Origin of the sequence: Streptomyces sp. A1277 (assembly GCF_004795015.1) — a bacterium.
Taxonomy (GTDB): Bacteria; Actinomycetota; Actinomycetes; order Streptomycetales; family Streptomycetaceae; genus Streptomyces.
The window spans coordinates 1-25,383 of the sequence record NZ_SSBI01000004.1 but is presented as its reverse complement, the minus strand read 5'-3'; the positions used below and the strand labels follow the sequence as shown (position 1 = coordinate 25,383).

Annotated in this window: 14 protein-coding genes, 1 tRNA gene, 2 rRNA genes and 3 pseudogenes; 3 read left to right on the top strand and 17 right to left on the bottom strand. The window is 71.1% G+C overall.

Features of this window, described 5'->3' with window-relative positions:
• Nucleotides 1-2 precede the first annotated feature (2 nt).
• The 3 pseudogenes from E6R18_RS03940 to E6R18_RS34380 form a co-directional block, all read right to left on the bottom strand.
• Nucleotides 3-230 (bottom strand): annotated as a pseudogene (locus tag E6R18_RS03940) (helix-turn-helix domain-containing protein); the annotation flags it as partial.
• 80 nt (nt 231-310) lie between these two features.
• Nucleotides 311-580: pseudogene (locus tag E6R18_RS03935) on the bottom strand (transposase); the annotation flags it as partial.
• A pseudogene (locus tag E6R18_RS34380) lies at nt 578-703 on the bottom strand (AraC family transcriptional regulator); the annotation flags it as partial. The pseudogenes E6R18_RS03935 and E6R18_RS34380, both read right to left, overlap by 3 nt.
• Nucleotides 704-802: 99 nt before the next feature.
• On the opposite strand from E6R18_RS34380, the gene E6R18_RS03930 reads away from it, so the two are divergent.
• Together E6R18_RS03930 and E6R18_RS03925 are read left to right on the top strand one after the other, a co-directional pair.
• Nucleotides 803-5,476 carry a DEAD/DEAH box helicase gene (locus E6R18_RS03930; RefSeq protein WP_136315423.1) on the top strand — a complete coding sequence of 1,558 codons (4,674 nt, stop codon included), beginning with the start codon at nt 803-805 and terminating at the stop codon, nt 5,474-5,476.
• A gap of 60 nt (nt 5,477-5,536) precedes the next feature.
• Nucleotides 5,537-6,367 (top strand): DNA-formamidopyrimidine glycosylase family protein, encoded by an 831-nt coding sequence (locus E6R18_RS03925; protein WP_136315422.1) that lies wholly within the window; start codon nt 5,537-5,539, stop codon nt 6,365-6,367.
• Here the strand turns inward: E6R18_RS03925 and E6R18_RS03920 are convergent.
• The 11 genes from E6R18_RS03920 to E6R18_RS03870 form a co-directional block, all read right to left on the bottom strand.
• Nucleotides 6,360-6,623, bottom strand: a complete 264-nt coding sequence (locus E6R18_RS03920) for a hypothetical protein (protein ID WP_136315421.1) — start codon at nt 6,621-6,623, stop codon at nt 6,360-6,362. The two genes, E6R18_RS03925 and E6R18_RS03920, sit on opposite strands and share 8 nt — an antisense overlap.
• Before the next feature lie 298 nt (nt 6,624-6,921).
• Nucleotides 6,922-7,116, bottom strand: a complete 195-nt coding sequence (locus E6R18_RS03915; protein WP_136315420.1) for a CsbD family protein — start codon at nt 7,114-7,116, stop codon at nt 6,922-6,924.
• A 59-nt stretch (nt 7,117-7,175) separates the two neighbouring features.
• Entirely contained in the window at nt 7,176-7,649 is a 474-nt protein-coding gene (locus E6R18_RS03910) for a DNA starvation/stationary phase protection protein (RefSeq protein WP_136315419.1), read from the bottom strand.
• 323 nt (nt 7,650-7,972) lie between these two features.
• Entirely contained in the window at nt 7,973-8,356 is a 384-nt protein-coding gene (locus E6R18_RS03905; protein WP_018105285.1) for a helix-turn-helix transcriptional regulator, read from the bottom strand.
• Nucleotides 8,357-8,465: 109 nt separating this feature from the next.
• The gene (locus E6R18_RS03900) at nt 8,466-8,975 is read right to left on the bottom strand and encodes a nicotinamide-nucleotide amidohydrolase family protein (RefSeq protein WP_136315418.1); all 510 of its coding nucleotides are present in this window, start codon (nt 8,973-8,975) and stop codon (nt 8,466-8,468) included.
• On the bottom strand, nt 8,972-9,724 hold the full coding sequence (gene pgsA, locus E6R18_RS03895; RefSeq protein WP_136315417.1) for a CDP-diacylglycerol--glycerol-3-phosphate 3-phosphatidyltransferase: 753 nt from the start codon (nt 9,722-9,724) through the stop codon (nt 8,972-8,974). The genes E6R18_RS03900 and pgsA overlap by 4 nt, the downstream gene beginning before the upstream one ends.
• The gene (gene rimO / locus E6R18_RS03890; RefSeq protein ID WP_136315416.1) at nt 9,721-11,199 is read right to left on the bottom strand and encodes a 30S ribosomal protein S12 methylthiotransferase RimO; all 1,479 of its coding nucleotides are present in this window, start codon (nt 11,197-11,199) and stop codon (nt 9,721-9,723) included. Before rimO ends, pgsA begins: the two co-directional genes overlap by 4 nt.
• A gap of 134 nt (nt 11,200-11,333) precedes the next feature.
• Nucleotides 11,334-12,134: a helix-turn-helix domain-containing protein gene (locus tag E6R18_RS03885; protein ID WP_136315415.1), complete on the bottom strand. Its 801-nt coding sequence runs from the start codon at nt 12,132-12,134 to the stop codon at nt 11,334-11,336.
• A 203-nt stretch (nt 12,135-12,337) separates the two neighbouring features.
• On the bottom strand, nt 12,338-15,115 hold the full coding sequence (locus tag E6R18_RS03880) for a DNA translocase FtsK (protein ID WP_136315414.1): 2,778 nt from the start codon (nt 15,113-15,115) through the stop codon (nt 12,338-12,340).
• Between the two features lie 225 nt (nt 15,116-15,340).
• Nucleotides 15,341-16,018: a response regulator gene (locus tag E6R18_RS03875; RefSeq protein ID WP_136315413.1), complete on the bottom strand. Its 678-nt coding sequence runs from the start codon at nt 16,016-16,018 to the stop codon at nt 15,341-15,343.
• 244 nt (nt 16,019-16,262) lie between these two features.
• Nucleotides 16,263-21,740: a HAMP domain-containing protein gene (locus tag E6R18_RS03870; RefSeq protein WP_206308209.1), complete on the bottom strand. Its 5,478-nt coding sequence runs from the start codon at nt 21,738-21,740 to the stop codon at nt 16,263-16,265.
• Between the two features lie 412 nt (nt 21,741-22,152).
• On the opposite strand from E6R18_RS03870, the gene E6R18_RS03865 reads away from it, so the two are divergent.
• The gene (locus tag E6R18_RS03865; RefSeq protein ID WP_136315412.1) at nt 22,153-24,768 is read left to right on the top strand and encodes a SpoIIE family protein phosphatase; all 2,616 of its coding nucleotides are present in this window, start codon (nt 22,153-22,155) and stop codon (nt 24,766-24,768) included.
• Nucleotides 24,769-24,829: 61 nt separating this feature from the next.
• Here E6R18_RS03865 and E6R18_RS03860 read toward each other — a convergent pair.
• The 3 genes from E6R18_RS03860 to E6R18_RS03850 form a co-directional block, all read right to left on the bottom strand.
• A tRNA-Thr gene (locus tag E6R18_RS03860) sits at nt 24,830-24,902 on the bottom strand.
• A gap of 181 nt (nt 24,903-25,083) precedes the next feature.
• A 5S ribosomal RNA gene (rrf, locus tag E6R18_RS03855) occupies nt 25,084-25,200 on the bottom strand.
• A 79-nt stretch (nt 25,201-25,279) separates the two neighbouring features.
• Nucleotides 25,280-25,383 (bottom strand): 23S ribosomal RNA (locus E6R18_RS03850); the annotation flags it as partial.

Here is a 25,383-nt window from a genome sequence, read left to right as displayed (position 1 = left end):
CGCTACCGGGACTGTTCGGGACCGGTCTTGTACGTTCTTGCGCGTTCACGCTGGTAGGCGCCGGGTGGTACCCCCACGATCCGGGTGAAGTGACGATTGAGATGCGGCTGGTCGGTGAAGCCGACCTCGATGGCCGCGACCACCGGAGCCGTACCCGCGTCGAGCATCCGGCGCGCGCGGCGCACCCGGGCGTCGGTGAGCCAGGTGTGCGAGGGCATGCCGTACTGCTTCGTCAACTACCCGGCCCTGAAGGGCCAGGCTTGGAGGTAGAGCCCGGCTGGCTGCCGGGTGGGCTCCTCCGTCCAGCACCCTAAGCGGGTCCAGGGGCGCGTGACTCCGCCCCGCTTCGCCACAACTCCAGCGCTCGCGCGCGGACGTTGCGGGAGCCATTGCGGTCGGCGTGATCAACGAATCCGCACGACCGGCATGCGAACCGTCCCTGAGAGACACGGTTCAGCTTGTCTGTGTGCCCGCACTCCGCGCACGTGCGGGAGGTGTAGGCGGGATCGACGAACAGGACGGGCACTGCGGCGCGGCGCGCCTTGTACTCCACGAACTGTCCGAGCTGGGCGAAGGCCCAGCCCTCGTGGCTGTAGCGCGGGAAGGTGTGGCGGATGTAGCGGGCGCGCAGCAGGTCGAGGCCGGGCAGCTCCGCGTAACTCCAGTGCCTCGCCCACTCCGCCGGTTGCTGTGCTCCTGCCATGCTCGGATTCTCGCAGCTCGCGGCGCCACCGCTGCGGGTGCGGCGGCCCGCTCAGCGGTTGCCACGGCCGTTGTCAGTGGCGGGGTGCACGATGGGGACATGACCGGCTCCGCACTCGATTCCTTCTCCCCCGCGACCCGCAGTTGGTTCACGGGGGCCTTCAGCGCGCCGACCGCCGCGCAGGAAGGCGCCTGGCGGGCGATCGGCGAGGGGTCGGACGTGCTGGTCGTCGCGCCGACCGGCTCGGGCAAGACGCTGGCCGCCTTCCTCGCCGCGCTGGACCGGCTCGCCGCCGTCCCGCCGCCCGCCGAGGCGAAGAAGCGCTGCCGCGTGCTGTACGTGTCGCCCCTCAAGGCGCTCGCGGTCGACGTGGAGCGCAACCTCCGCTCGCCGCTGACCGGCATCCGCCAGGAGTCGGTGCGCCAGGGGCTGCCCGAGCCCGAGGTCCGGGTGGGCATCAGATCGGGCGACACCCCGGCCGCCGAGCGCCGCTCGATGGCGACCCGGCCGCCGGACATCCTGATCACGACCCCCGAGTCGCTCTTCCTGATGCTGACGTCCTCCGCCCGGGAGGCCCTGTCCGGCATCGAGACGGTGATCCTGGACGAGGTGCACGCGGTGGCGGGCACCAAGCGGGGCGCCCACCTCGCCGTGTCGCTGGAGCGCCTGGACGAGCTGCTGCCGCGGCCGGCCCGGCGGATCGGGCTCTCGGCCACGGTCCGGCCGGTCGACGAGGTGGCGCGCTTCCTCTCCCCGCGACGCAAGGTGGAGATCGTCCAGCCGCCGTCCAGCAAGCGGTTCGACCTTTCGGTGGTCGTGCCGGTCGAGGACCTGGGCGAGCTCGGCGGCTCCCCCGCCACCGACGACTCCTCCGGGCAGGCCGAGAAGCCGTCGATCTGGCCGCATGTGGAGGAGCGGATCGCCGATCTCGTCCAGGCGCACCGCTCCACCATCGTCTTCGCCAACTCCCGCCGCCTCGCTGAGCGCCTGTGCAACCGGCTCAACGAGATCGCGTACGAGCGGGCCACCGGCGAGACCATGCCGGAAGCCCACTCCCCCGCGGAGATCATGGCGGAGTCCGGCGCGGCCAAGGGCGCTCCCGCCCTGCTCGCCCGGGCCCACCACGGGTCGGTCTCCAAGGAGCAGCGGGCCCAGGTCGAGGAGGACCTCAAGGCGGGCCGGCTGCCCGCGGTGGTCGCCACGTCCAGTCTGGAGCTGGGCATCGACATGGGCGCGGTCGACCTGGTGATCCAGGTCGAGTCGCCGCCTTCGGTCGCCTCCGGGCTGCAACGGGTCGGCCGCGCCGGCCACCAGGTGGGCGCGGTCTCCACCGGTGTCGTCTTCCCGAAGTACCGCGGCGACCTGGTGCAGGCGGCCGTGGTCACCGAGCGGATGCGCACGGGCTCCATCGAGGCGCTGCGCGTCCCGTCCAATCCGCTGGACGTGCTGGCCCAGCAGCTGGTCGCGATGGTCGCCCTGGACAGCTGGCAGGTGGACGACCTGCTCGCGGTGGTCCGGCGGGCCGCCCCCTTCGCCTCGCTCCCCGAGTCGGCGTTCACCGCGGTGCTCGACATGCTCGCGGGCCGCTATCCGTCCGACGCCTTCGCGGAGCTGCGCCCGCGCGTCGTCTGGGACCGCGTCGCCGGTACGGTCACGGGCCGGCCCGGCGCCCAGCGCCTCGCGGTCACGTCCGGCGGGACCATTCCCGACCGGGGGTTGTTCGGGGTCTTCCTCGCCGGCGCCGACCCCAAGAAGGGCGGCGGCCGGGTCGGGGAGCTGGACGAGGAGATGGTCTACGAGTCCCGGGTCGGCGATGTCTTCACGCTGGGCACCACCTCCTGGCGGATCGAGGACATCACCCGCGACCGGGTCCTCGTCTCGCCCGCGCCCGGCGTCCCCGGACGGCTGCCCTTCTGGAAGGGCGACCAGCTGGGCCGCCCCCTGGAGCTGGGCCGCGCCCTGGGGGCCTTCCTGCGCGAGCTCGGCGGGCTGTCCCCGCAGGACGCGCGCGACCGCCTGCTCGCCGCGGGCCTGGACACCTGGGCCGTGGACAACGTCCTGGCGTATCTGGACGAGCAGCGCCGGGCCTGCGGCCATGTGCCGGACGACCGGACGATCCTGGTGGAGCGCTTCCGCGACGAGCTGGGCGACTGGCGCGTCGTCGTGCACTCCCCGTTCGGCGCCCAGGTGCACGCCCCGTGGGCGCTGGCGCTCAGCGCCCGCCTCGCCGAGCGGTACGGCATGGACGCGCAGGTCATGCACGCCGACGACGGCATCGTGCTGAGGCTGCCCGACGCCGACATGATGGGCCTCGACCTCCTCGACTTCGACCCAGCGCAGAACCCGGTCCAGGACTCCGGCCTGACAGCCGCACCGCTCGCCCCGGCCAACGCCGCCTTCGACAGCGACCAGCCCCCGGTCGGCGCCGCCGACGTCGCCTTCGACAAGGGCGAGATCGCGCAGATCGTCACCGACCAGGTCGGCGGTTCCGCCCTGTTCGCCTCACGGTTCCGCGAGTGCGCGGCCCGGGCGCTGCTGCTGCCCCGCCGCAGCCCCGGCAAGCGCACCCCGCTCTGGCAGCAGCGCCAGCGGGCCGCGCAGCTGCTCCAGGTCGCCTCCGAGTTCGGTTCCTTCCCCATCGTGCTCGAAGCGGTCCGCGAGTGCCTCCAGGACGTCTTCGACGTTCCGGGGCTCACGGAGGTGATGGGCGATCTGGAGGCCCGGCGCATCCGTCTCGTCGAGGTCACCACACCGGAGCCCTCGCCGTTCGCCCGCTCACTCCTGTTCGGGTATGTCGCCCAGTTCCTGTACGAGGGCGATTCACCGCTCGCCGAGCGGCGCGCCGCCGCGCTCTCCCTCGACTCCCGGCTGCTGGCCGAGCTGCTGGGCCGGGCCGAGCTGCGCGAGCTGCTCGACGCCGACGTCCTGACGGAGCTGGAGCGGGAGCTCCAGTGGCTGGCGGACGACCGCCGGGTCAAGGACGTCGAGGGCGTCGCGGACCTGCTGCGGGTCCTCGGCCCGCTCACCGACGAGGAGCTGGCCGAGCGCGGGGCCGAACCGGCCTGGGCCGGGGAGCTGGAGTCGGCCCGCCGGGCCATCCGGGTCCGGATCGCCGGCGCGGGCCACTGGGCGGCGGTCGAGGACGCGGGCCGGCTGCGCGACGCCCTGGGCACGGCGCTCCCGGTCGGCGTCCCGGAGGCTTTCACCGAACCGGTGAAGGACCCCCTCGGCGACCTCCTCGCGCGCTACGCCCGTACGCACGGCCCGTTCACCTCCACCGCGGCCGCCGCCCGGTTCGGCCTCGGCACGGCCGTCACCGACGGAGCGCTGCAACGGCTCGCGGCCTCGGGCCGGATCGTCCAGGGCGAGTTCCACCCCGCCGGCATCGGCCAGGAGTGGTGCGACGCCACGGTGCTGCGGCGGCTGCGGCGCCGCTCGCTGGCCGCGCTCCGGCATGAGCTGGAGCCGGTCCCGCCCGCCGCCCTCGCCGGGTTCCTGCCCCAGTGGCAGCACCTCGGCGGCAACAGCCTGCGCGGCATCGACGGCCTGGCCCGCGCCATCGAGCAATTGCAGGGCGCGCCCGTGCCCGCCTCCGCGCTGGAGCGGCTCGTCCTTCCCAGCCGCGTCACCGGCTATTCGCCCGCGCTCCTGGACGAGCTGACCACCACAGGCGAGGTGGTGTGGGCGGGGGCGGGAGCCCTGCCCGGCAAGGACGGCTGGCTCTCCCTCTACCTGGCCGACAGCGCACCCCTCCTCCTGCCTGCCCCCCGCCCCCTCGAACTGAGCGCACTGCACGAGTCCGTGCTGACCGCGCTCGGCGGCGGGTACGGCCTCTTCTTCCGCCAGATCGCCGACCAGGTCCGCGCCACCACCCACCCGGACTGCACCGACCCGCAGCTGGCGGACGCCGTGTGGGACCTCGTCTGGTCGGGCCGGCTCACCAACGACACCCTGGCGCCGCTGCGCTCCCTCCTGGGCTCGGGCCGCACGGCGGGGTCGACCGCGCACCGCGCCCGCCGCAGCGTCCCGCGCGGCCGCTACGGCACCCTCACGGCCGCGGCGCGCCCCACCTCACGCACCGGCCCGCCCACGGTCTCCGGCCGCTGGTCCCTGCTGCCAGCCGCCGAGCCCGACCCCACGCACCGGGCCCACGCCCTCGCCCGCACCCTGCTGGACCGGCACGGGGTGGTCACGCGCGGCGCGGTCCAGGCGGAGGGCGTCGAGGGCGGCTTCTCGGCGGCGTACCGGGTGCTGTCGGCCTTCGAGGACAACGGGCAGGCGCGCCGCGGCTATGTCGTGGAGGGGCTGGGGGCCGCTCAGTTCGCGATGGACGGCGCGGTCGACCGGCTCCGCGCGGTCTCCACCGCCCGCGACCGTACGGAGCCCGGCGCCGACCCCCGCGCCCTCGTCCTGGCGGCGGCCGACCCGGCCAATGCCTATGGCGCGGCCCTGCCCTGGCCGGAGCCGCCGGACGGGGCCGGGCACAAACCGGGCCGCAAGGCGGGCTCGCTCGTCGTCCTGGTCGACGGCGAGCTGACGCTGTACATGGAGCGCGGCGGCAAGACCCTGCTGGCCTGGCCGACCGACCCGGAGGACCCGGCGCTCCGGGCGGCGGCCGGCGCGCTGGCCTCGGCCGCCCGCGCCGGCGCCCTCGGCACGGTGACCGTCGAGCGCACCAACGGCGCCTCGTCCCTCACCTCACCCCTGGGCCGCACGCTGGAGGCGGCCGGCTTCCTCGCCACCCCGAGGGGACTGCGCCTCCGCGCCACGTAACCCGGGTCGGCCGAGGGCTCAGGGGCGCCCACCGGGCAATCACCCACGCATCATGGAGGCATGCCCGAAGGAGACACCGTCCTGCAGACCGCGAAACGGCTGCACAGCGCGCTCGCCGGCCGCGTCCTCACCACGTCGGACCTGCGCGTCCCCCGATTCGCCACCGCCGACCTCACCGGACGGGCCGTCCTGGACTGCTCCGCGCGGGGCAAGCACCTGCTGACCCGCATCGAGGGCGGCCTCACCCTGCACAGCCATCTGCGGATGGACGGGGCCTGGCGCGTCTACGCCCCCGGCGAGCGCTGGCGCGGCGGCCCGGGCCACCAGATCCGGGCCGTCCTGGGCAACGAGGCGCACACCGCCGTCGGCTACCGCCTCCCGGTCCTGGAGCTGCTGCGCACCCGGGACGAGGAGCAGGCGGTCGGCCATCTCGGCCCCGACCTGCTGGGCCCGGACTGGGACGCCGACACGGCGCTGCGCAATCTGCTCAGCGACCCCGCCCGCCCCCTCGGCGAGGCCCTGCTCGACCAGCGCAACCTGGCCGGCATCGGGAACATCTACAAGGCCGAGCTCTGCTTCCTGGCCCGCGCCACTCCCTGGCTCCCCATCGGCGAGCTGCCCGCCCAGACGGCCGCCCTCCTGGTCTCCACGGCCCGGCAGCTCCTCGACGCCAACCGCGACCGCCCGAGCCGTGTCACGACCGTCGGCGCCCGCCCCCGTACCGCCACGGACACGGCACCCCATGCCCGCCGCCCGAGTGAGAACCTCTGGGTCTACGGCCGGACGCGCCGCCCCTGCCTGCGCTGCGGGACGCCGATCCGCGCGGCCGAGCAGGACGGCCGGCCCGCCTACTGGTGTCCCCGCTGCCAGACCGGCCCGACCCCTACCTGACCAGCCTCCGGCGCCAGGACCGCCCGGCCCTGCGCGCCCATGCCCTACCGCGCCGCAGCAGACCCGTTCCGGCGTCGAAAACGCCCATGGGCCTGGCGGTCGCGGCCACGTGCACCGGCAGGAGGCTCAGCCCCCATCCGCCCGCCGCCACCGCTCCCTCGACTACCCCGGCGTGCGCCGGCTCCAGGACCAGCCGCAGCACGGCCCACCACCACACACCGCAGAGAACGAGCGCCGGCACCCATCGCCGTACCATGGCTGCCTCCTCCGGCCGAACCTAGTCCGGCATTCTCACGCAGGGCGAGAGCGCACCGGTGCACCACCGGCGCGCGCGGGGCGGGCGCGCACCACCGCGGTCCCGCCGGGCGGCTCCCGAACGAAAGCCCCGCGCCCGCGTCCGCACACGCATCACACCCACACCACACCCACACCCACACCCACACCCACACCCACACCCATTGACCAACGGCCCGCACCCACTGACCGACGACCCGCACAGAGCCCTCTCAAAGCAGAGCCCCCACCGCGCACGGTGGGGGCTCTGTTCGGACGGGTCAGTCCTTGTCGTCGTCGGCCAGCGAGTCCTTGACGCCGTCCGCCCGGTCGCGGGCATCGCCCACGGCTCCCTTGGCCTTGCCCTTCGCCTGGTCCGTCTTGCCCTCGGCCTCCTTGCGACGGTCGCCGGTCATCTTGCCCATGGCTTCCTTCGCCTTGCCGGTGATCTTGTCCTTCGCGCCTTCGTCGTTCATGAGTTACTTCCTCCATTGGAGAGAATCGGTGCCCTGAGGCACCGCGGCATCCGCTCGGGTCAGGCGTTCTCGGCCTGGAACATCCACGCGTGCTTTTCGAGGTCGGCGGTCAGCGAGATCAGAATGTCCTGGCTGACCGGGTCGGGGGTCTCGGTCGCCTCGATCCGCTCCCGCATCCGCCCGATGACCACGCCGAGGGCGTCGATCAGGGTCTTGACCGCGTCCACGTCCTTGATCCAGCCCTCGGACGAGCCGGACTGGATGGCCGTGCTCTTGGCGATCGTGGCGGCTCGCCCATCCGGGTTGACGCCGAGCGCGGAAGCCCGTTCGGCGACCGTGTCGGAGTGCTGGCGGGCGGTGTCGACGACATCGTCGAGCTGGAGATGCACGGACCTGAAGCGCGGCCCGACCACGTTCCAGTGGACCTGCTTGGCCACCAGAGACAGGTCGACGAGGTCCACCAGCGCCCCCTGGAGCGCATCCCCGACAGTCTTGAGGTCGGTCTTGGACAGCGGGCTCTTCACCACAGACATGCACGTCTCCGATCTGGAATCCGTTCCGTTCAGCACCACCACGATGGCACAAACGAAGCAAAACGGTCATTCGAGGAAAGTCTCTGTACGGGATCGCACCGGATTGTTCCTCGGTCTCATCCAGGCATCTGCCCCCCATCGCCCCGCTGACACGCACCAGGCGAAAGTCCGCGCGGGCCGGCCCCGGAGACCGCACCGGGCGGGCCCGCCCGACACCCCCCGGGCACACAGAAGTCCCGGCCCTCCCCACCACGCACAGAAGCCCCGGCCCTCCCCACCAGGGGGGAGAACCGGGGCTCCGGCTTCACACCGAACCGTACGGATCAGGCGGCGACGACGTCCACCGCTTCCGCGGGCGCCTTGATGGTCACCCGCCCCGTCGGTACACCCGCCACCGAAGTAACGGAGACGGAGTTGAGCATGGGGCGCACCGGTACTGGTACCGGATCGCTGGCCGCTGCCGACTCGGCCAGTTCAGCCAGGGACAGCTCATCGCTCACTTCACGCATGAGCTCGGACATCCGTACGTCAAGCGCGTCGCAAATGGCGGAGAGCAGTTCGGAGGATGCCTCCTTCTGCCCCCGCTCCACCTCGGAGAGATAGCCGAGCGAAACTCGGGCGGACGAGGAGACTTCGCGCAGAGTACGGCCTTGGCGCTGGCGCTGCCGACGCAGCACGTCACCCAGCAGGCGACGGAGCAGAATCATCGGTGGCTCCCTCCTCGGACCGCGTAGCCGCATCCTTCACGCCCCACCGTACCGCCTAGCGCTGCGGCCGTGCGGGGAGCGATGTCGTGTTCACTCAGGGCTGCAAACATCAATTCCCCCCGTTCTCTTCCGTATCCTGTGCGCTCGCATTCTCATGGAGTTCGCCCGAGAGCAGGTCGAGCGCACTTCGTACGCTCTCTTTACGGATGTCCGCCCGGTCGCCGTTCAACCGCAGTGCGGCCACTTTCCCGGTGCCCCGCGGGCCGCTGACCGCGACGAAGACGGTTCCTACGGGCTGTCCGTCCTGCGGCTCGGGGCCGGCGACTCCGGTGGTCGCCACTCCCCAGTCTGCGCCCAGAACCCGGCGTGCGCCTGCTGCCATCTGGCGCGCGACCTCGGCGTCCACCGCCCCGCGCTCCGCGAGAAGGGCCGCGTCCACCCCCAGGACTTCACTCTTGAGGGGGGTCGCGTAAGCCGTGACGGACCCGCGGAATGCCTGTGAGGCACCGGGCACGGATGTCAGTTCGGCCGCGACCAGGCCGCCGGTCAGCGACTCCGCGACGGCCAGGGTCTCCCCCCGCGCCACCAGCAGCCGCAGCACCCGCCCCGCGGCGGTCACCGCTCGGCCTCCGCCGCGCCACGGGCCTCCGCCGCACCACGGGCCCCGGCCGCTCCGGCGACCGGCTCGGCGCCCTCGGCAGCGCCCTGCGGCCCCTCGGCCGCACGCTCCGCCGCAAGCCCCTGGCGCCGCAGCACCACGGCCTGGCGGACGTAGTCGAGACCGGTGACGACCGTCAGCACGACGGCCACCGCCATCACCCAGAAGCGCAGGGTGGCCAGCGGCCCGGTCAGGGCCAGCACGTACATCCCGACCGCCGTGCCCTGCGCCAGCGTCTTCATCTTGCCGCCGCGACTGGCCGGAATGACGCCGTGCCGGATCACCCAGAACCGCATCAGCGTGATGCCGATCTCGCGGAAGAGGATCACACCCGTGACCCACCACGGCAGGTCGCCGAGATACGACAGGCAGACCAGCGCCGCACCCATGATCGCCTTGTCCGCTATCGGGTCGGCGATCTTCCCGAAATCGGTGACCAGGTTGTACGTACGGGCCAGGTGCCCGTCGAACAGGTCGGTGATCATGGCGATGGCGAAGGCGGCCCAGGCGAAGGAGCGCCAGGCCGGGTCGTAGCCGCCGTTGTGGAGCAGCAGCACCACGAAGCCGGGGACGAGCACGAGCCGGGCCATCGTCAGAAGGTTGGCGATGTTCCACAGACTGGCCTGATCGACCGCAGCGGCGCCCAGCTTTCCGCCGCGGACCGGCGTCGAGCCGGAGCCGCCCGCCGCGGATGCCGGGACTCCGGTCATCTGGCTACCTCCACAAGCTCACTGCACTCGGCGATCAGGTCCACGCCTTCGGTGCCCACCACCTTTGCCTCGACCATACGGCCCGGGACAAGGCCCTCGCGTGTGGTGAAGAGCACCTGGCCGTCCGTTTCGGGCGCCTGGTGCGCGGCGCGCCCGACGGCGCGCGGCTCTTCCTCGGTGGGTTCCACGGACTCGACCAGCACCTGGAGCGATTCCCCCATGCGCTCCTCGGCCCGCTGCGAGGTCAGTTCCTCGGCGAGCTGCGAGATGTGCGCGAGGCGCTCCGCGATGACGTCGGCGTCCAGCTTGTTCTCGTAGCCGACCGCTTCGGTGCCCTCCTCGTCGGAGTAGCCGAAGACGCCGATCGCGTCGAGGCGCGCGCCGGTGAGGAACCGTTCCAGCTCCGCGAGGTCGTCCTCGGTCTCGCCGGGGAAGCCCACGATGAAGTTGGAGCGGGCCCCCGCCTGCGGCGCCTTGCTCCGGATGGTGTCCAGCAGCTCCAGGAAGCGGTCGGTGTCGCCGAAGCGGCGCATCGCCCGCAGCACGCCGGGCGCGGAGTGCTGGAAGGACAGGTCGAAGTAGGGCGCGACCTTGGGCGTCGAGGTGAGGACGTCGATCAGGCCGGGCCGCATCTCGGCGGGCTGCAGATAGCTGACCCGGATGCGCTCGATGCCGTCGACGTCCGCGAGTTCGGGCAGCAGCGTCTCCAGGAGACGGATGTCACCGAGGTCCTTGCCGTACGAGGTGTTGTTCTCGGAGACGAGCATGACCTCCTTGACGCCCTGCTCGGCCAGCCAGCGGGTCTCGCCCAGCACGTCCGAGGGGCGCCGGGAGATGAAGGAGCCGCGGAAGGACGGGATGGCGCAGAAGGAGCACCGGCGGTCGCAGCCGGAGGCCAGCTTGACCGAGGCGACGGGGCTGGTGCCCAGCCGCCGGCGCAGGGGCGCGCGCGGCCCGGAGACCGGGGCGACGCCCTCCGGGAGGTCGGCGGGGGCCGGGGCGGCCTCCTGCGCGTGGCCGGGCAGCGCGACCGCGGCGTCCTGCCGTTCGGCCGGGCTGATCGGGAGCAGCTTGCGGCGGTCGCGGGGGGTGTGGGAGGCGTGGATGCCGCCGCTGAGGATGGTCTGGAGGCGGTCGGAGATGTCGGTGTAGTCGTCGAAACCGAGGACTCCGTCCGCCTCGGGCAGGGCCTCGGCGAGGTCCTTGCCGTAGCGCTCGGCCATGCAGCCGACGGCGACGACGGCCTGGGTGCGGCCGTGGTCCTTCAGATCATTGGCTTCGAGCAGGGCATCGACGGAGTCCTTCTTGGCGGCTTCGACGAACCCACAGGTGTTGACCACGGCGACATCGGCATCGGAGGCGTTCTCGACGAGCTCCCAGCCGTCCGCTGCCAAGCGGCCTGCGAGCTCCTCCGAGTCCACCTCGTTACGGGCGCAGCCAAGAGTGACAAGGGCGACGGTACGGCGTTCGGGCATGGACTCAAGACTACTTTGTCCCGGCACTGGCCCCGCCGCGCAGGGTTGGGCCGTTACAGGGAGTGACGAAGACGGCGAGCGCCCGGCACGGTGGCCGGGCGCTCGCCGCGCCGCAGTGTTTCCGGGGTGGCCGCTCAGCCGACCTCGGGGTCGCCCTTGGTGTACGAGAGCCGCTCGACCTGTCCGGGCTGGAACTGGTCCTCGACCTTCTTGCCGTTGACGAACAGCTCGATCGATCCGGCGTTGCCGAGGACGAGGTCGACGCGCTCCTTGTCCTGGAAGGTCTTCGACTGGCCCTGCTGAAGCGTTCCGTCGAAGAGGGAGCGGCCGTTGTGGTCCTTGGCCGAGATCCAGCTCTTGCCCTGGGTGGCGCTGAGCTTGACCGTGACCTTGTCCTGGGGCGCCGCGGCGATTGCGCTGTCGGAGGGCGCCGGCTTGGGGTCGGCGGGCTTGCTGGTGGAGGGCTTCGGGGCGATCTTGTCGGACGTCGGACCCTCGGCGACACGGCCGGCGGTCGAGGGTTCGTCACCGCCCTTGAGGAAGGTGAAGCCGACGAAGCCGATCACGGCGACGATCGCCGCGACCATGGCCGCCGTCCAGTTGGGCCGGCGGGGTTCGGAACGGATGCGCTCGGCCTCGAACAGCGGGGCCGCCGGAGTGGGCGCGGGACGGCCGCCGTGCTCGGCGTCGTACTGCGTGACCAGGGGTTCCGGATCGGCGCCGACCGCACGCGCCAGCGTCCGGATGTGGCCGCGGGCGTACACGTCGCCGCCGCAGCGGGAGAAGTCGTCCTGCTCGACCGCGTGCACGATGGGGATGCGCACCCGGGTGGACGTGCTGACCTCTTCGACCGTGAGACCTGCGGCGAGACGAGCCTGCTGAAGCACTCGACCGATCGAAGGCCGGTCGTCTTCGGGGGAGTTGCCGATGGACACGGGGGCGCCTTTCGAGCGTGAGCCACCTGCTGGGTGTTCAGTCTAGGGGGGGTACGAAAGGGAGGGGCAACCGGGCGGGAGGACTTTGTACGCCATCAGATTCGAACAGAGCCGGATTCGCCGGGCCGCCCCGGGGAAGGACGTTCTCTGTCCCTCCCCTCACCTTGACGTGTGACCCGGCGAAACGGTTGCCCGGGAAACCCTTACGAGGCGGTTTCCCCACGGATCTGTGCCAACACCCCGTCGAGCTCGTCGGGTTTCACGAGGACGTCGCGGGCCTTGGAGCCCTCGCTCGGCCCGACGATGTTGCGCGACTCCATCAGGTCCATCAGCCGGCCGGCCTTGGCGAAGCCGACGCGCAGCTTGCGCTGGAGCATCGAGGTCGACCCGAACTGGGTGGAGACGACCAGCTCGGCGGCCTGGCACAGCAGGTCCAGGTCGTCGCCGATGTCCTCGTCGATCTCCTTCTTCTGCTTGGTGCCGACCACCACGTCGTCGCGGAAGACGGGGGCCATCTGGTCCTTGCAGTGCTGGACCACCGCCGCGACCTCGTCCTCGGTGACGAAGGCGCCCTGCATACGGGTCGGCTTGTTCGCCCCCATCGGCAGGAACAGCCCGTCACCCTTTCCGATGAGCTTCTCCGCGCCGGGCTGGTCCAGGATGACGCGGCTGTCGGCGAGCGAGGAGGTGGCGAAGGCGAGCCGGGAGGGCACGTTCGCCTTGATCAGACCGGTGACGACGTCCACCGAGGGGCGCTGTGTGGCGAGGACCAGGTGGATACCGGCGGCGCGGGCCAGCTGGGTGATGCGGACGATCGAGTCCTCGACGTCGCGCGGGGCGACCATCATCAGGTCGGCCAGCTCGTCCACGATCACCAGCAGATACGGGTACGGCGAGAGCTCCCGTTCGCTGCCCTCGGGCGTCTTGAGCTTGCCGGTGCGCACCGCGTGGTTGAAGTCGTCGATGTGCCGGTAGCCGAACGCCGCGAGGTCGTCGTAGCGCAGATCCATCTCCCGTACGACCCACTGGAGGGCCTCGGCGGCCTTCTTGGGGTTGGTGATGATCGGCGTGATCAGGTGCGGGATGCCCTCGTACGCGGTCAGCTCGACGCGCTTCGGGTCGACCAGGACCATCCGGACGTCCTCCGGCGTCGCCCGCACCATGACCGAGGTGATCAGGCAGTTGATGCAGGAGGACTTACCGGAACCGGTCGCACCGGCCACCAGGACGTGCGGCATCTTCGCGAGGTTGGCCATCTCGTAGCCGCCCTCGACGTTCTTGCCGAGCGCGACCAGCATCGGGTGGTCGTCCTCCGCCGCGTCCGCGAGCCGCAGCACGTCGCCGAGGTTGACCATCTCGCGGTCCGAGTTCGGGATCTCGATGCCGACCGCGGACTTCCCCGGGATCGGCGAGATGATGCGGACGTCGGGGCTGGCGACGGCGTACGCGATGTTCTTGGCGAGCGCGGTGATCCGCTCGACCTTCACGGCCGGGCCGAGCTCCACCTCGTACCGCGTCACCGTCGGCCCCCGGGTGAAGCCGGTGACGGCGGCGTCGACCTTGAACTCGGTGAAGACGTTGGTCAGCGAGGCGACGATCGCGTCGTTGGCGGCGCTGCGCGTCTTGCCGGGCCCACCGCGCTCCAGCAGGTCGAGCGAGGGCAGCGCGTAGGTGATGTCGCCGGAGAGCTGGAGCTGTTCGGCGCGGGCGGGCAGCGGCTGCGACGCGGAGCGGTCGGGGACCGGCTTGGTCAGATCGGGTACGCCACCGGCCGGGGCGGACTCGGCCGGCTTCCCGGCGGGCCTCTTGACCGGCTCCGCCTCCCTGGCGCCCGGCACCGGCGTGCCCGCACGCTCGCGGTCCACCGAGACGCCCTGGGTCAGATCGGCGACGACCGGCGAGGGCGGCATGCCGTTGAGCACGGCCCCGTCGAGCGCGGCGGCAGCGGCGGCCGCCACGTCCACCGCGTCCATGGGCCGGTTCATCGCGGGCTGCACCGAGGCCCTGCGCGGCCTGCGGCGCTTGGTGAGCGCCTCGGTCTCCGCCAGGTCCGGGTCGTACTCCTCGGACGCCTCGGTGCGGCGCGCCGGGGAGCGGCGCGAGCGGGCGGGCAGTGCCTCGCGCCACTGCTCGTCGTACCGTTCGTCGTCGCCCTCCCCCTGCGCCTCGGGGTCGGGGGCCGGCTCGATGATTCCCAGCTTGACGCCGAGCAGCCGCAGCCGCTGCGGGATGGCGTTCACCGGCGTGGCCGTGACGACCAGCAGGCCGAAGACGGTGAGCAGCAGGAGCAGGGGGACGGCCAGCACCTCGCCCATGGCGAAGATCAGCGGCTTGGACGCGGCCCAGCCGATGAGCCCGCCGGCGTCCTGCATGGCCTCGGTGCCCTCGTCGCGCCCGGGCGAGCCGCAGGCGATGTGGACCTGGCCGAGCACGCCGATGACCAGGGCCGAGAGGCCGATGACGATGCGGCCGTTGGCCTCGGGCTTCTCCGGATAGAGGATCAGCCGCACGGCGATGGCACCCAGCAGTATCGGCACGAGCAGGTCGAGCCGGCCGAAGGCGCCGGTCACGAGCATCTCCACGAGGTCGCCCACGGGACCGCGCAGGTTCGACCAGGTGCCCGCCGCGACGATCAGCGCGAGGCCGAGCAGCAGCAGCGCGACGCCGTCCTTGCGGTGGGCGGGGTCGAGCCCCTTGGCGCCGCGCCCTATGCCGCGGAACATCGCGCCGACGCCGTGGGCCGCGCCGAGCCAGACGGCCCGCGCCAGCCGGTACACCCCGTTGGTGGGGGACGGCGCCGGCGGCGGGGCGGCCTTCTTGGCCGCCGCCTTCTTTACGGGCGCCTTCTTCGCGGGAGCGGTCTTCTTGGCTGCGGTCTTCTTGGCGGGCGCGGCTTTCTTCGCCGGGCCCGGGCCACCGCCGACGCGCTTCGCGGTGCCCGCCGTGCCCTGGGAACCCTTGCCGGACGTACGTGAGGCCATGGGGCCGAGGTTACCGGTGTGCACGCCGGTGAACACGTGCGCGTACAGGTTCACCCGTCCGTGTCGTCCTACGGTGGCCGCGAACTGACGCGCCCTCACCGGCGCACGGGCGTCGAACGCCCGTGGCCGCCGGCCGGTTGTCCCCTCACCCGCCCCAAGGGGCCGTGCCCGCAAGGCGGGTGCGCCGCACCGCCGTTACGAGGGAACGGGTGCGCCGCACCGCCGTTACGAGGGAACGGGCGCCGAAGCGCCGCCGGTGCCCGGCTCCAGGGCGTCCAGCGCCCGGCGCAGACCGGTCAGTTTGCGTTCGAGGTGGGCGGCCGTGGCCACCGCTCCGGCGTCCGCCGACTCGTCGTCCAACTGCTTGGACAGCGCCTCCGCCTGCTCCTCGACGGCCGCGAGCCGCGCGGAGAGCTCGGCCAGCAGCCCTGCGGGCTCCTTCTCCTGCGGGGCGCTCGCGTTGCCACTGCCCTCCAGCTGGAGCCGCAGCAGCGCCGCCTGCTCCCTCAGCTGGCAGTTCTTCATGTACAGCTCGACGAAAACCGAGACCTTGGCCCGCAGCACCCACGGGTCGAACGGCTTCGAGATGTAGTCCACCGCGCCGGCCGCGTAACCCCGGAAGGTGTGGTGCGGGCCGTGGTTGATCGCGGTCAGGAAGATGATCGGGATGTCCCGGGTCCGCTCCCGTCGCTTGATGTGCGCGGCGGTTTCAAAACCGTCCATGCCTGGCATCTGGACGTCCAGCAGAATGACCGCGAAGTCGTCCGTGAGCAGCGCTTTGAGCGCCTCCTCCCCTGACGATGCCCGTACCAGTGTCTGATCGAGCGCAGAGAGGATGGCCTCCAGCGCCAGCAGATTCTCCGGCCGGTCATCGACCAGGAGGATCTTGGCCTTCTGCACCATGGCCCGTCCTCCTCGCCCCGGAATCGCACCGGGCGCCGCCCCGGGGGACGACTCCCTTACGCCGTCCGTCCTTGTGCCGGTCATGGTAACCGCACCCCGGCGGTCACCACACCCTGTCACCGCGATGTCACTGTGCACGCACCGGAAACGCGGCGGGAGACCAGAAGGTTCCCCGTAATCCGCGTCCCCACACTCCTTCGGACACAGCTAGTCAACAAATCATCATGGATTCGCTCAACAACGATCACTCTCCGCGCATCCATTGCTCCATGACCGAAAGCAGATGGTCGGGGTCGACCGGCTTGGTGACATAGTCCGACGCACCCGACTCGAGCGCCTTCTCCCGGTCGCCCTTCATCGCCTTCGCGGTCAGCGCCACGATCGGCAGACCGGAGAACTGCGGCATCCTGCGGATCGCCGAGGTCGTCGCGTAGCCGTCCATCTCCGGCATCATGATGTCCATCAGTACGACCGTCACATCGTCGTGCTGCTCCAGGACTTCGATGCCCTCGCGCCCGTTCTCGGCGTAGAGAACCGTCAGCCCGTGCTGCTCCAGCACGCTGGTGAGCGCGAAGACGTTACGGATGTCGTCGTCGACGATCAGCACCTTCTCGCCGCTGAACCGGAAGGTCCTGCGCGCCTCCGGCTCGTCCTGCCCGCCGAGCGTCCACGACTCCTGCCCCGGGGCCTGGGCCGGCTGCGGAGCGGGGGCGGCGGGGCGCGGCGGCAGCGCGGGCTGCTGCTGCCCGCCTCCCAGCGCCTTGCGACGGCGCCTCAGCAGCCCCGCCGCGCCACCGGGCTCCTGCTGCCCGGCGCCCGGCCTCGGCACGGCCTGGGCGACGTCCGGGGTGCCCGGCACGTACACCTGTCCGGCCTCCGGCGTCCGGCCGCCCTCCACCGCGCCGGTCTGGCCCTCGGCGGACCCGGGGCCGAGCTGCGGGTAGCCCTGCGGCGGGAGTTCGCTCGGGTGCAGCGGGAGGTACAGCGTGAACGTCGAACCACGGCCCGGCTCGCTCGCCGCGTGGATCTCCCCGCCCAGCAACCGCGCGATCTCGCGGCTGATGGAGAGGCCGAGGCCCGTACCGCCGTACTTGCGGCTGGTCGTCCCGTCCGCCTGCTTGAACGCCTCGAAGATCACCCGCATCTTGCTCGCCGCGATCCCGATGCCCGTGTCGGTCACCGAGAAGGCGATCAGGTCGCTGTCCGCGTCCCGCAGCGAACCGGCCTCCAGCAACTGCTCGCGAATGGCGTCCGGCACCTCCTGTCCCGCATGCCGGATCACCAGCTCCACGGCCCCGCTGTCGGTGAACTTCACCGCGTTGGAGAGGAGGTTGCGCAGCACCTGGAGCAGCCGCTGCTCGTCGGTGTGCAGCGTGGCCGGCAGCTCCGGCGACACGCGAACGGAGAAATCCAGCCCCTTTTCCGCGGTGAGCGGCCTGAACGTCGCCTCCACGTAGTCGACCAGCTGCACCAGGGCGATCCGGGTCGGGCTGACGTCCATCTTGCCCGCCTCGACCTTCGACAGGTCGAGGATGTCGTTGATCAGCTGGAGCAGGTCCGAACCGGCCCCGTGGATCGTCTCGGCGAATTCCACCTGCTTCGGCGAGAGATTGCCCTCGGCGTTGTCCGCGAGCAACTTGGCCAGGATGAGCAGCGAGTTCAGCGGCGTGCGCAGCTCGTGCGACATGTTCGCCAGGAACTCGGACTTGTAGCGCATCGAGACGGCCAGCTGTTCGGCGCGCTCCTCCAGGACCTGCCGCGCCTCCTCGATCTCGGTGTTCTTGACCTCGATGTCGCGGTTCTGCCGGGCCAGCAGCTCGGCCTTCTCCTCCAGTTCGGCGTTGGACGCCTGGAGGGCCTTCTGCCGGTTCTCCAATTCCTGCGAGCGGTCGCGCAGTTGCTCGGTCAGCTCCTGGGACTGCTCCAGCAGCTTCTCGGTCGTCGTGTTGACGCTGATGGTGTTGACGCTCGTCGCGATCATTTCGGCGAGCTGGTTGAGGAAGTCCCGCTGAATGTGCGTGAACGGCTGGAACGAGGCCAGTTCGATCACACCGAGCACCTTGCCCTCGAAGAGCACCGGCAGCACGATCACATGCGCGGGCGGCGCCTCGCCGAGCCCGGAGGAGATCTTCAGGTAGCCCGGCGGCACGTTGTCCACCTGGATCGTCCGCTTCTCCTCGGCGGCCGTGCCGATGAGCGTCTCCCCCGGCCGGAAGGACGTGGGCATGGAGCCCGCCGAGTAGCCGTAGCTGCCCCGCATGCGCAGCTCGTACGCCCCCTCGCCCTCGCCGCCCAGCGCGTCGGTCTCGCCGGTGGGCGTGGCCAGGAAGAACGCGCCGTGCTGCGCGGACACGACCGGGGTCAGCTCGCTCATGATCAGCGAGGCCACGTCGTCCAGGTCGCGCCGCCCCTGCATCAGACCGGAGATCCGGGCGAGATTGCCCTTGAGCCAGTCCTGCTCCTTGTTGGTGGCGGTGGTGTCGCGCAGGTTCGCGATCATGGTGTTGATGTTGTCCTGGAGGGCCTGGATCTCGCCCGCCGCGTCCACATCGATCTTGAGGTTGAGATCACCCCGGGTCACCGCCGTGGCGACGGCCGCGATGGCCCGCACCTGACGGGTCAGGTTCCCGGCCATCTCGTTCACCGACTCGGTGAGGTCGCGCCAGGTGCCGTCCACGTCCCGCACCCGCGCCTGGCCGCCGAGCTGGCCCTCGGTGCCCACCTCGCGGGCGACCCGGGTCACCTGCTCGGCGAACGACGACAGCTGGTCGACCATCGTGTTGATGGTGTTCTTGAGCTCCTGGATCTCACCGCGCGCGTCGATGTCGATCTTCTTGGTGAGGTCGCCCTTGGCGATGGCGGTGGTGACGGTGGCGATCTGGCGCACCTGGCCCGTCAGATTGGACGCCATCGAGTTCACCGACTCGGTCAGGTCCTTCCACGTACCCGAGACGCCCGGGACGCGTGCCTGGCCGCCCAGCTCGCCCTCCGTGCCCACCTCGCGGGCGACGCGGGTCACCTCGTCCGCGAAGGAGGACAGGGTCGTCACCATCGTGTTGACGGTGTCGGCCAGCTCGGCCACCTCACCGCGCGCCTCCACGGTGACCTTCTTCGTCAGGTCGCCGTTGGCGACGGCCGACGAGACGCGGGAGATGTTCCGCACCTGGCTGGTGAGGTTGTTGGCCATCAGGTTGACGTTGTCGCTGAGGTCCTTCCAGATGCCCGTCGCACCGCGCACCCGGGCCTGGCCGCCGAGGATGCCCTCGGTGCCCACCTCGCGGGCGACCCTGGTCACCTCGTCGGCGAAGTTGAGCAGCTGGTCGACCATCGTGTTGACCGTCGTCACCAGTTCGAGGATCTCGCCCTTGGCATCGACCGTGATCTTCTTGGAGAGGTCACCGTTGGCGACCGCCGTCGTCACCTCGGCGATGTTGCGCACCTGGAGGGTGAGGTTGTTGGCCATGCCGTTGACGGACTGCGTGAGGTCCTTCCACGTACCGGACACCCCCTGCACCTCGGCCTGACCGCCGAGCATGCCCTCCGTACCCACCTCACGGGCCACCCGGGTCACCTGCTCGGCGAAGTTCGAGAGCTGGTCCACCATCGTGTTGAGGGTGTTCTTCAGCTCCAGGATCTCGCCACGGGCGTCCACGTCGATCTTCTGCGACAGGTCGCCCCGCGCCACCGCCGTGGCGACCTGCGCGATGCTGCGGACCTGGTCCGTGAGGTTGCCGGCCATGCCGTTCACGGAGTCCGTCAGATCCCGCCACACCCCCGCCACGCCGGGGACCTGCGCCTGGCCGCCGAGCCGCCCGTCGGTGCCCACCTCGCGGGCCACCCGGGTCACCTGGTCCGCGAAGGCGGAGAGCTGGTCGACCATCGTGTTGATGGTGTTCTTCAGCTCCAGGATCTCGCCGCGCGCGTCCACGTCGATCTTCTGCGACAGGTCACCCCGCGCCACCGCCGTCGTGACCTGCGCGATCTGGCGCACCTGGGAGGTCAGGTTGCCCGCCATGAAGTTGACGGAGTCCGTGAGCTCCTTCCACGTACCGGAGACGCCGTCGACGCGCGCCTGACCGCCGAGGCGGCCCTCGGTGCCCACGTCCCGAGCCATCCGCGTCACCTGGTCGGCGAACGAGGAGAGCTGCGCCACCATCGTGTTGACGGTGTTCTTCAGCTCCAGCATCTCGCCCGCGACATCGACGGTGACCTTCTGCGACAGGTCGCCGTTGGCCACCGCCGTCGTCACCTGCGCGATGTCCCGCACCTGACCGGTCAGGTTCCGGAAGGCCGTGTTCACGGAGTCCGTGAGGTCCTTCCACGTACCCGCCGCGCCCGGCACCTCGGCCTGCCCGCCGAGCCGGCCCTCGACGCCGACCTCCCGGGCCACCCGGGTCACTTCCGAACCGAAGGACTGGAGCTGGTCCACCATCGTGTTGACGGTGTTCTTCAGCTCCAGCATCTCGCCGGCCACATTGACGGTGACCTTCTGCGTCATGTCACCGCTGGCCACCGCCGTGGTCACCTGGGCGATGTCCCGCACCTGCGTCGTCAGGTTGCGGAAGACCGTGTTCACCGAGTCGGTGAGGTCCTTCCAGGTGCCGGCCGCGCCGGGCACCTGCGCCTGCCCGCCGAGCAGGCCCTCGCCGCCGACCTCGCTGGCCACGCGGGTGACCTCGTCCGCGAAGGTGCGCAGCGTCTCGGTCATCTGGTTGATCGTCTCGGCGAGCTGGGCGACCTCGCCGCGCGCGCTCACCTGCACCTTCTGCGACAGGTCACCGTTGGCGACGGCAGTCGTCACCTCCGCGATGCCGCGCACCTGGGAGGTGAGGTTGCCGGCCATCGTGTTGACGGAGTCCGTGAGGTCCTTCCACACCCCGGCCACGCCCGGCACGGTGGCCTGACCGCCCAGTTCGCCCTCGGTGCCCACCTCGCGGGCGACGCGGGTCACCTCGGAGGAGAACGACGACAGCTGGTCGACCATCGTGTTGACGGTGTTCTTCAGCTGGAGCATCTCGCCGGCGACATGGACGGTGACCTTCCGCGACAGGTCGCCCTTGGCGACCGCCGTCGTCACCAGCGCGATGTCGCGCACCTGCGCGGTCAGCCGGTACGCCATGGTGTTGACGGAGTCCGTGAGGTCCTTCCACGACCCGGACATCCCGCGCACCTGGGCCTGGCCGCCGAGCTTGCCCTCGGTCCCCACCTCGACCGCGACCCGCGTCACCTGCTCGGTGAACGCCGACAGCTGATCGACCAGGTTGTTGACGGTACGGGCGACCTTGAGGAATTCGCCGCGCAGCGGCCGTACCGTCTCGTCCGCCGTGTGGGAGCGCAGCTCCATCCGCTGTTCGAGGTCGCCGTCGGCCACCGCCGACAGCACCCGGCCGACCTCGGAGACCGGCCGTGCGAGGTCGTCCACCAGCTCGTTGGAGGCGTCGATGGCGGCCGCCCAGGAACCCTCGCAGGCACCCGTCTCCAGCCGCTCGGTGAGCTTGCCCTCGCGGCCCACCACGCGCCGCACCCGCGCCAGCTCGCCCGTGAGGTGCACATTGCGGTCGGCGACCTCGTTGAAGACCGCGGCGAGCTCCGCCATCACGCCTTCGCCGGAGACCGTGACCCGCCTGCGGAAGTTCCCGTCGCGCATGGCGACCAGACCGGCCAGCAGCCTGTGCAGCGCCGCGGCGTCGACCTCGACGGTTCCATTGCGCTGCTTCTTCACGGACTGTCCGCCTCTACTGCGCGTGCCTGATCCCCGCGCCGCCACGTCAGACTCCACCGTGTCCCTCCCGCAGGGGTTGACCATCTAGCTAGGACCTCGTCCGAGAGCTTGCCCAGAACTTCCATGGCTCACCGCCACAGCCCACCGTCGACGGGTGACCATGCGGACGTCAAATCGTTGAAACGTACCAGGCGGGGGCCGGTCGGGGTGCAAGCTCCCATGGTTGTCCCCCATCCCTCCCAGGGGAAGCCCGACCTTGTCGGTCACCGGTCCGTTCCCGCCCGTGCCTGTCCGAAGTCGGCCCTCGTGTATCCGGTGCGTGCGGGGAGCGTCTAGCCTGGCAGGCGAATCGAAGCGGCGAGAATCGGGCACAGGACTCGGGGAAGCGACGAGACACCATATGGGGAGTGCTGTGATCACGGCGCGTGCGGCTGCCACCTTCGACCCGGTGGCACGCTCCGTCGCAACGGCCCGTGCCTTTGTCCGCGACACACTCCAGGGCTGGGGATACACCGACGTCGTGGACGACGCCGTCGTCCTGACCAGCGAGCTCGTCACCAATGCGGTGGTCCACGCGGGCACGGCGGCCGATGTGCTGTGCCTGCGTACGGAAGACGGCGTCCGGGTGGAGATCGCCGACCACTATCCGGAACGGGAGGTCCCGCTCCAGTCGGCCGGGCTGAACTTCGGCAGCTCCGACAGCGAGAACGGCCGCGGGCTGCTGCTGTGCGCGGCGCTGGCTTCCCGGTGGGGCGTCGAATACTCCCCCACCCGCAAACATGTCTGGTTCCAGCTCGATCTTCCCGACCGCCCGGTGGGCATCCGCTCCGCCGGCCCGCTGCTGCCCGTCGGTCTGCTCCCGGTCACCGACGAACGCGTCAGGGTCGCCGTGGTCCAGATCGACAGCACGGGCGCCGTCGCCGCGTGGAACGACGACGCCGCGTACCTGTTCGGGTACACGGCGGACCAGGTCGTCGGCAAGCAGCTCACCGACTTCACGGCCTGGCCGCAGACCCCGGGCACCAACACGGGCATCGCGGACGCCCTGCGCCTCTCCCGCTGGGAGGGCAGCTACGGCATCCGGGGCGCCGACGGCCGCACCATTCCGGTCTACGGCTCCCACCTGCGGGTACGCGATACGCAGGGCGAGCCTTCGACGGTCTGCCTGCTGGTGCGCGACTACGAGCGCGCGGTCCTCCAGTCCCCGGTACGAGCCCCGGTCTCGGATGCTTCCGAGAGCCGCAAGACGGACCCCTTCGAGGTCTTCATCGGCTCCCCCGCCCCCGACGACCTCGACGGCCTGCTCCAGCGCACCGTCGAACGGGCGCGCGACATGCTCGATGCCGACGCCGCCTTCCTGCTGCTGGCGACGGACGACGAGACCGAGCTGGAGGTACGGGCCACGACCGGCCTGCCCTCCGCCCGCCAGCGCTTCGCCCGCGTCCCCGTCGAGGCCGGCACCGGACGGTACGGCTCCGCGCGGATGCCCGCCGTCCACGAGGACCTGGACGCCGTACCGGGCGCCGTGCCGCTGCTCGGCAACACCGGCATGCGTTCGGTGGTCACGGTCCCGCTGAAGGTCGAGGGACGCCTCACGGGCTCGCTGGGCGTCGCCGCCGAGGCCGCCGGCCGGTATTCGAACGAGGAGGCGCTGCGTCTCCAGTTCGCCGCGGACCGGATCGCGCTGGCGGTCGAGTCGGCGCGCCTGGGCGAGCTGGAGCGGCTGCGCCGCGGCTCCCTGTCCTTCCTGGTGGAGGCGTCGGACCTGCTGGCAGGCACCCTGGACCGGGACCAGACGCTGGCGCTGATGGCCCAGATGACGGTCCCGACCCTGGCGACGTGGTGCGCCGTCTACACGATCGCCGACCAGTCGTCGGAGCCGGACCTCTCCTACGTGCTGCACGAGGACGAGGACCTCATCGACGGCCTCAAGGCCCTGCTCACCCGGATCGACCCGCCGGAGCCGGTGCCCACCCCGGGCGCCCGCGTGTGGTCGGCGCCCTCGAAGGCCGCCCACGAGGCAGCGCTGCGGACGTCGATGCGCAGTATCGACATCGGCGACCCGGGCGGCCTGAACTCCGGCACCCGTACGACGCTAGCCACGGCGGCCGCGGTGGGCGGGGAGACGGTGGTCCTGCCGCTCGTCGCCCGCAACCGGGTCATCGGCATGCTCACGCTCGGCAAGCCGTCCGACGACCACTTCCGCCAGGAGATCCTGGAACTGGCCGAGGACCTGTCCCGCCGGGCCGCCCTGGCCCTGGACAACGCCCGCCTCTACTCGGAGCGCACGGCGATCAGCCAGTCCCTCCAGCGCAGCCTGCTGCCGCCGGGCCTGCCGGCCATCCCCAACGTGGAGGTCGACGTCATCTACCGCGCGGCCGGCGAGGGCAACGAGGTCGGCGGCGACTTCTACGACGTCTTCCCGATCCGGGACGGCGCCTACGGCTTCGCCATCGGCGACGTCTGCGGTACGGGGCCGGAGGCGGCGGCCGTGACGGGCCTGGCCCGCCACGCGCTGCGCCTGCTGGCCCGGGAGGGCTTCGGCGGCCCCGCGGTCCTGGAGCGGCTCAACGCGGCCATCCTGGACGAGGGGACCCGCAGCCGCTTCCTCACGCTTCTTTACGGGGAGCTGTGGCCGCAGGAGGACGGCAGTGCGCTCCTGAGGGTCGTCTGCGCCGGTCACCCGTTGCCGCTGCGGCTGCGCCAGGACGGCTCGGTCGAGCCGGCGGCGGACCCGCAGCCGCTGCTGGGCGTCCTGGAGGACCTGGAGCTGTACGAGCAGACGCTGACCCTGGAGCCGGGCGACGTGCTGCTGTGCGTCACGGACGGCGTGACGGAACGCCGGGAGGGCACGCGCATGCTCGGCGACGACGGCCTGGCGGATGTGCTGGCCCACTGCACGGGGCTCACGGCCGGGGCGGTGTCCGCACGCATTCTCCGGGCCGTCGAGCGCTTTGCCGCCGACCCGCCGTCGGACGACATGGCCATCCTGACGATGCGCGTCCCGGAGCCTCACCCGGCCCCGTAGGCCGCCCCCTCCGCACAAATGAAAGGCCCCCGCCATGCGGCGGGGGCCTTTTGTTTGTCCGAGCCCCAATGCGGAATCGAACCGCAGACCTTCTCCTTACCATGGAGACGCTCTACCGACTGAGCTATTGGGGCCTTGCTGCCCTGCGGCAACGAGCTAAAGCATACCCTCATCCGAGGGGTACGCAAAACCACCTGGCACACCGTCACCTGACCTGGCCGGCGCGAGGGTTATCGGAGGTCAAGAGGCGCCGAGGAGGTCCGGAAACGCAGAAGAGCCCCGTGCCACAAGGGCACGGGGCTCTTCCTAAAAGGAGTTCGGCGGCGTCCTACTCTCCCACAGGGTCCCCCCTGCAGTACCATCGGCGCTGAAAGGCTTAGCTTCCGGGTTCGGAATGTAACCGGGCGTTTCCCTAACGCAATGACCACCGAAACACTATGAAATTAACCAACACCGGATCAAAACACGGCCGTTCGTTATTTCAGAACCAACACAGTGGACGCGAGCAACTGAGGACAAGCCCTCGGCCTATTAGTACCAGTCAGCTCCACCCGTTACCGGGCTTCCACATCTGGCCTATCAACCCAGTCGTCTACTGGGAGCCTTAACCAATCA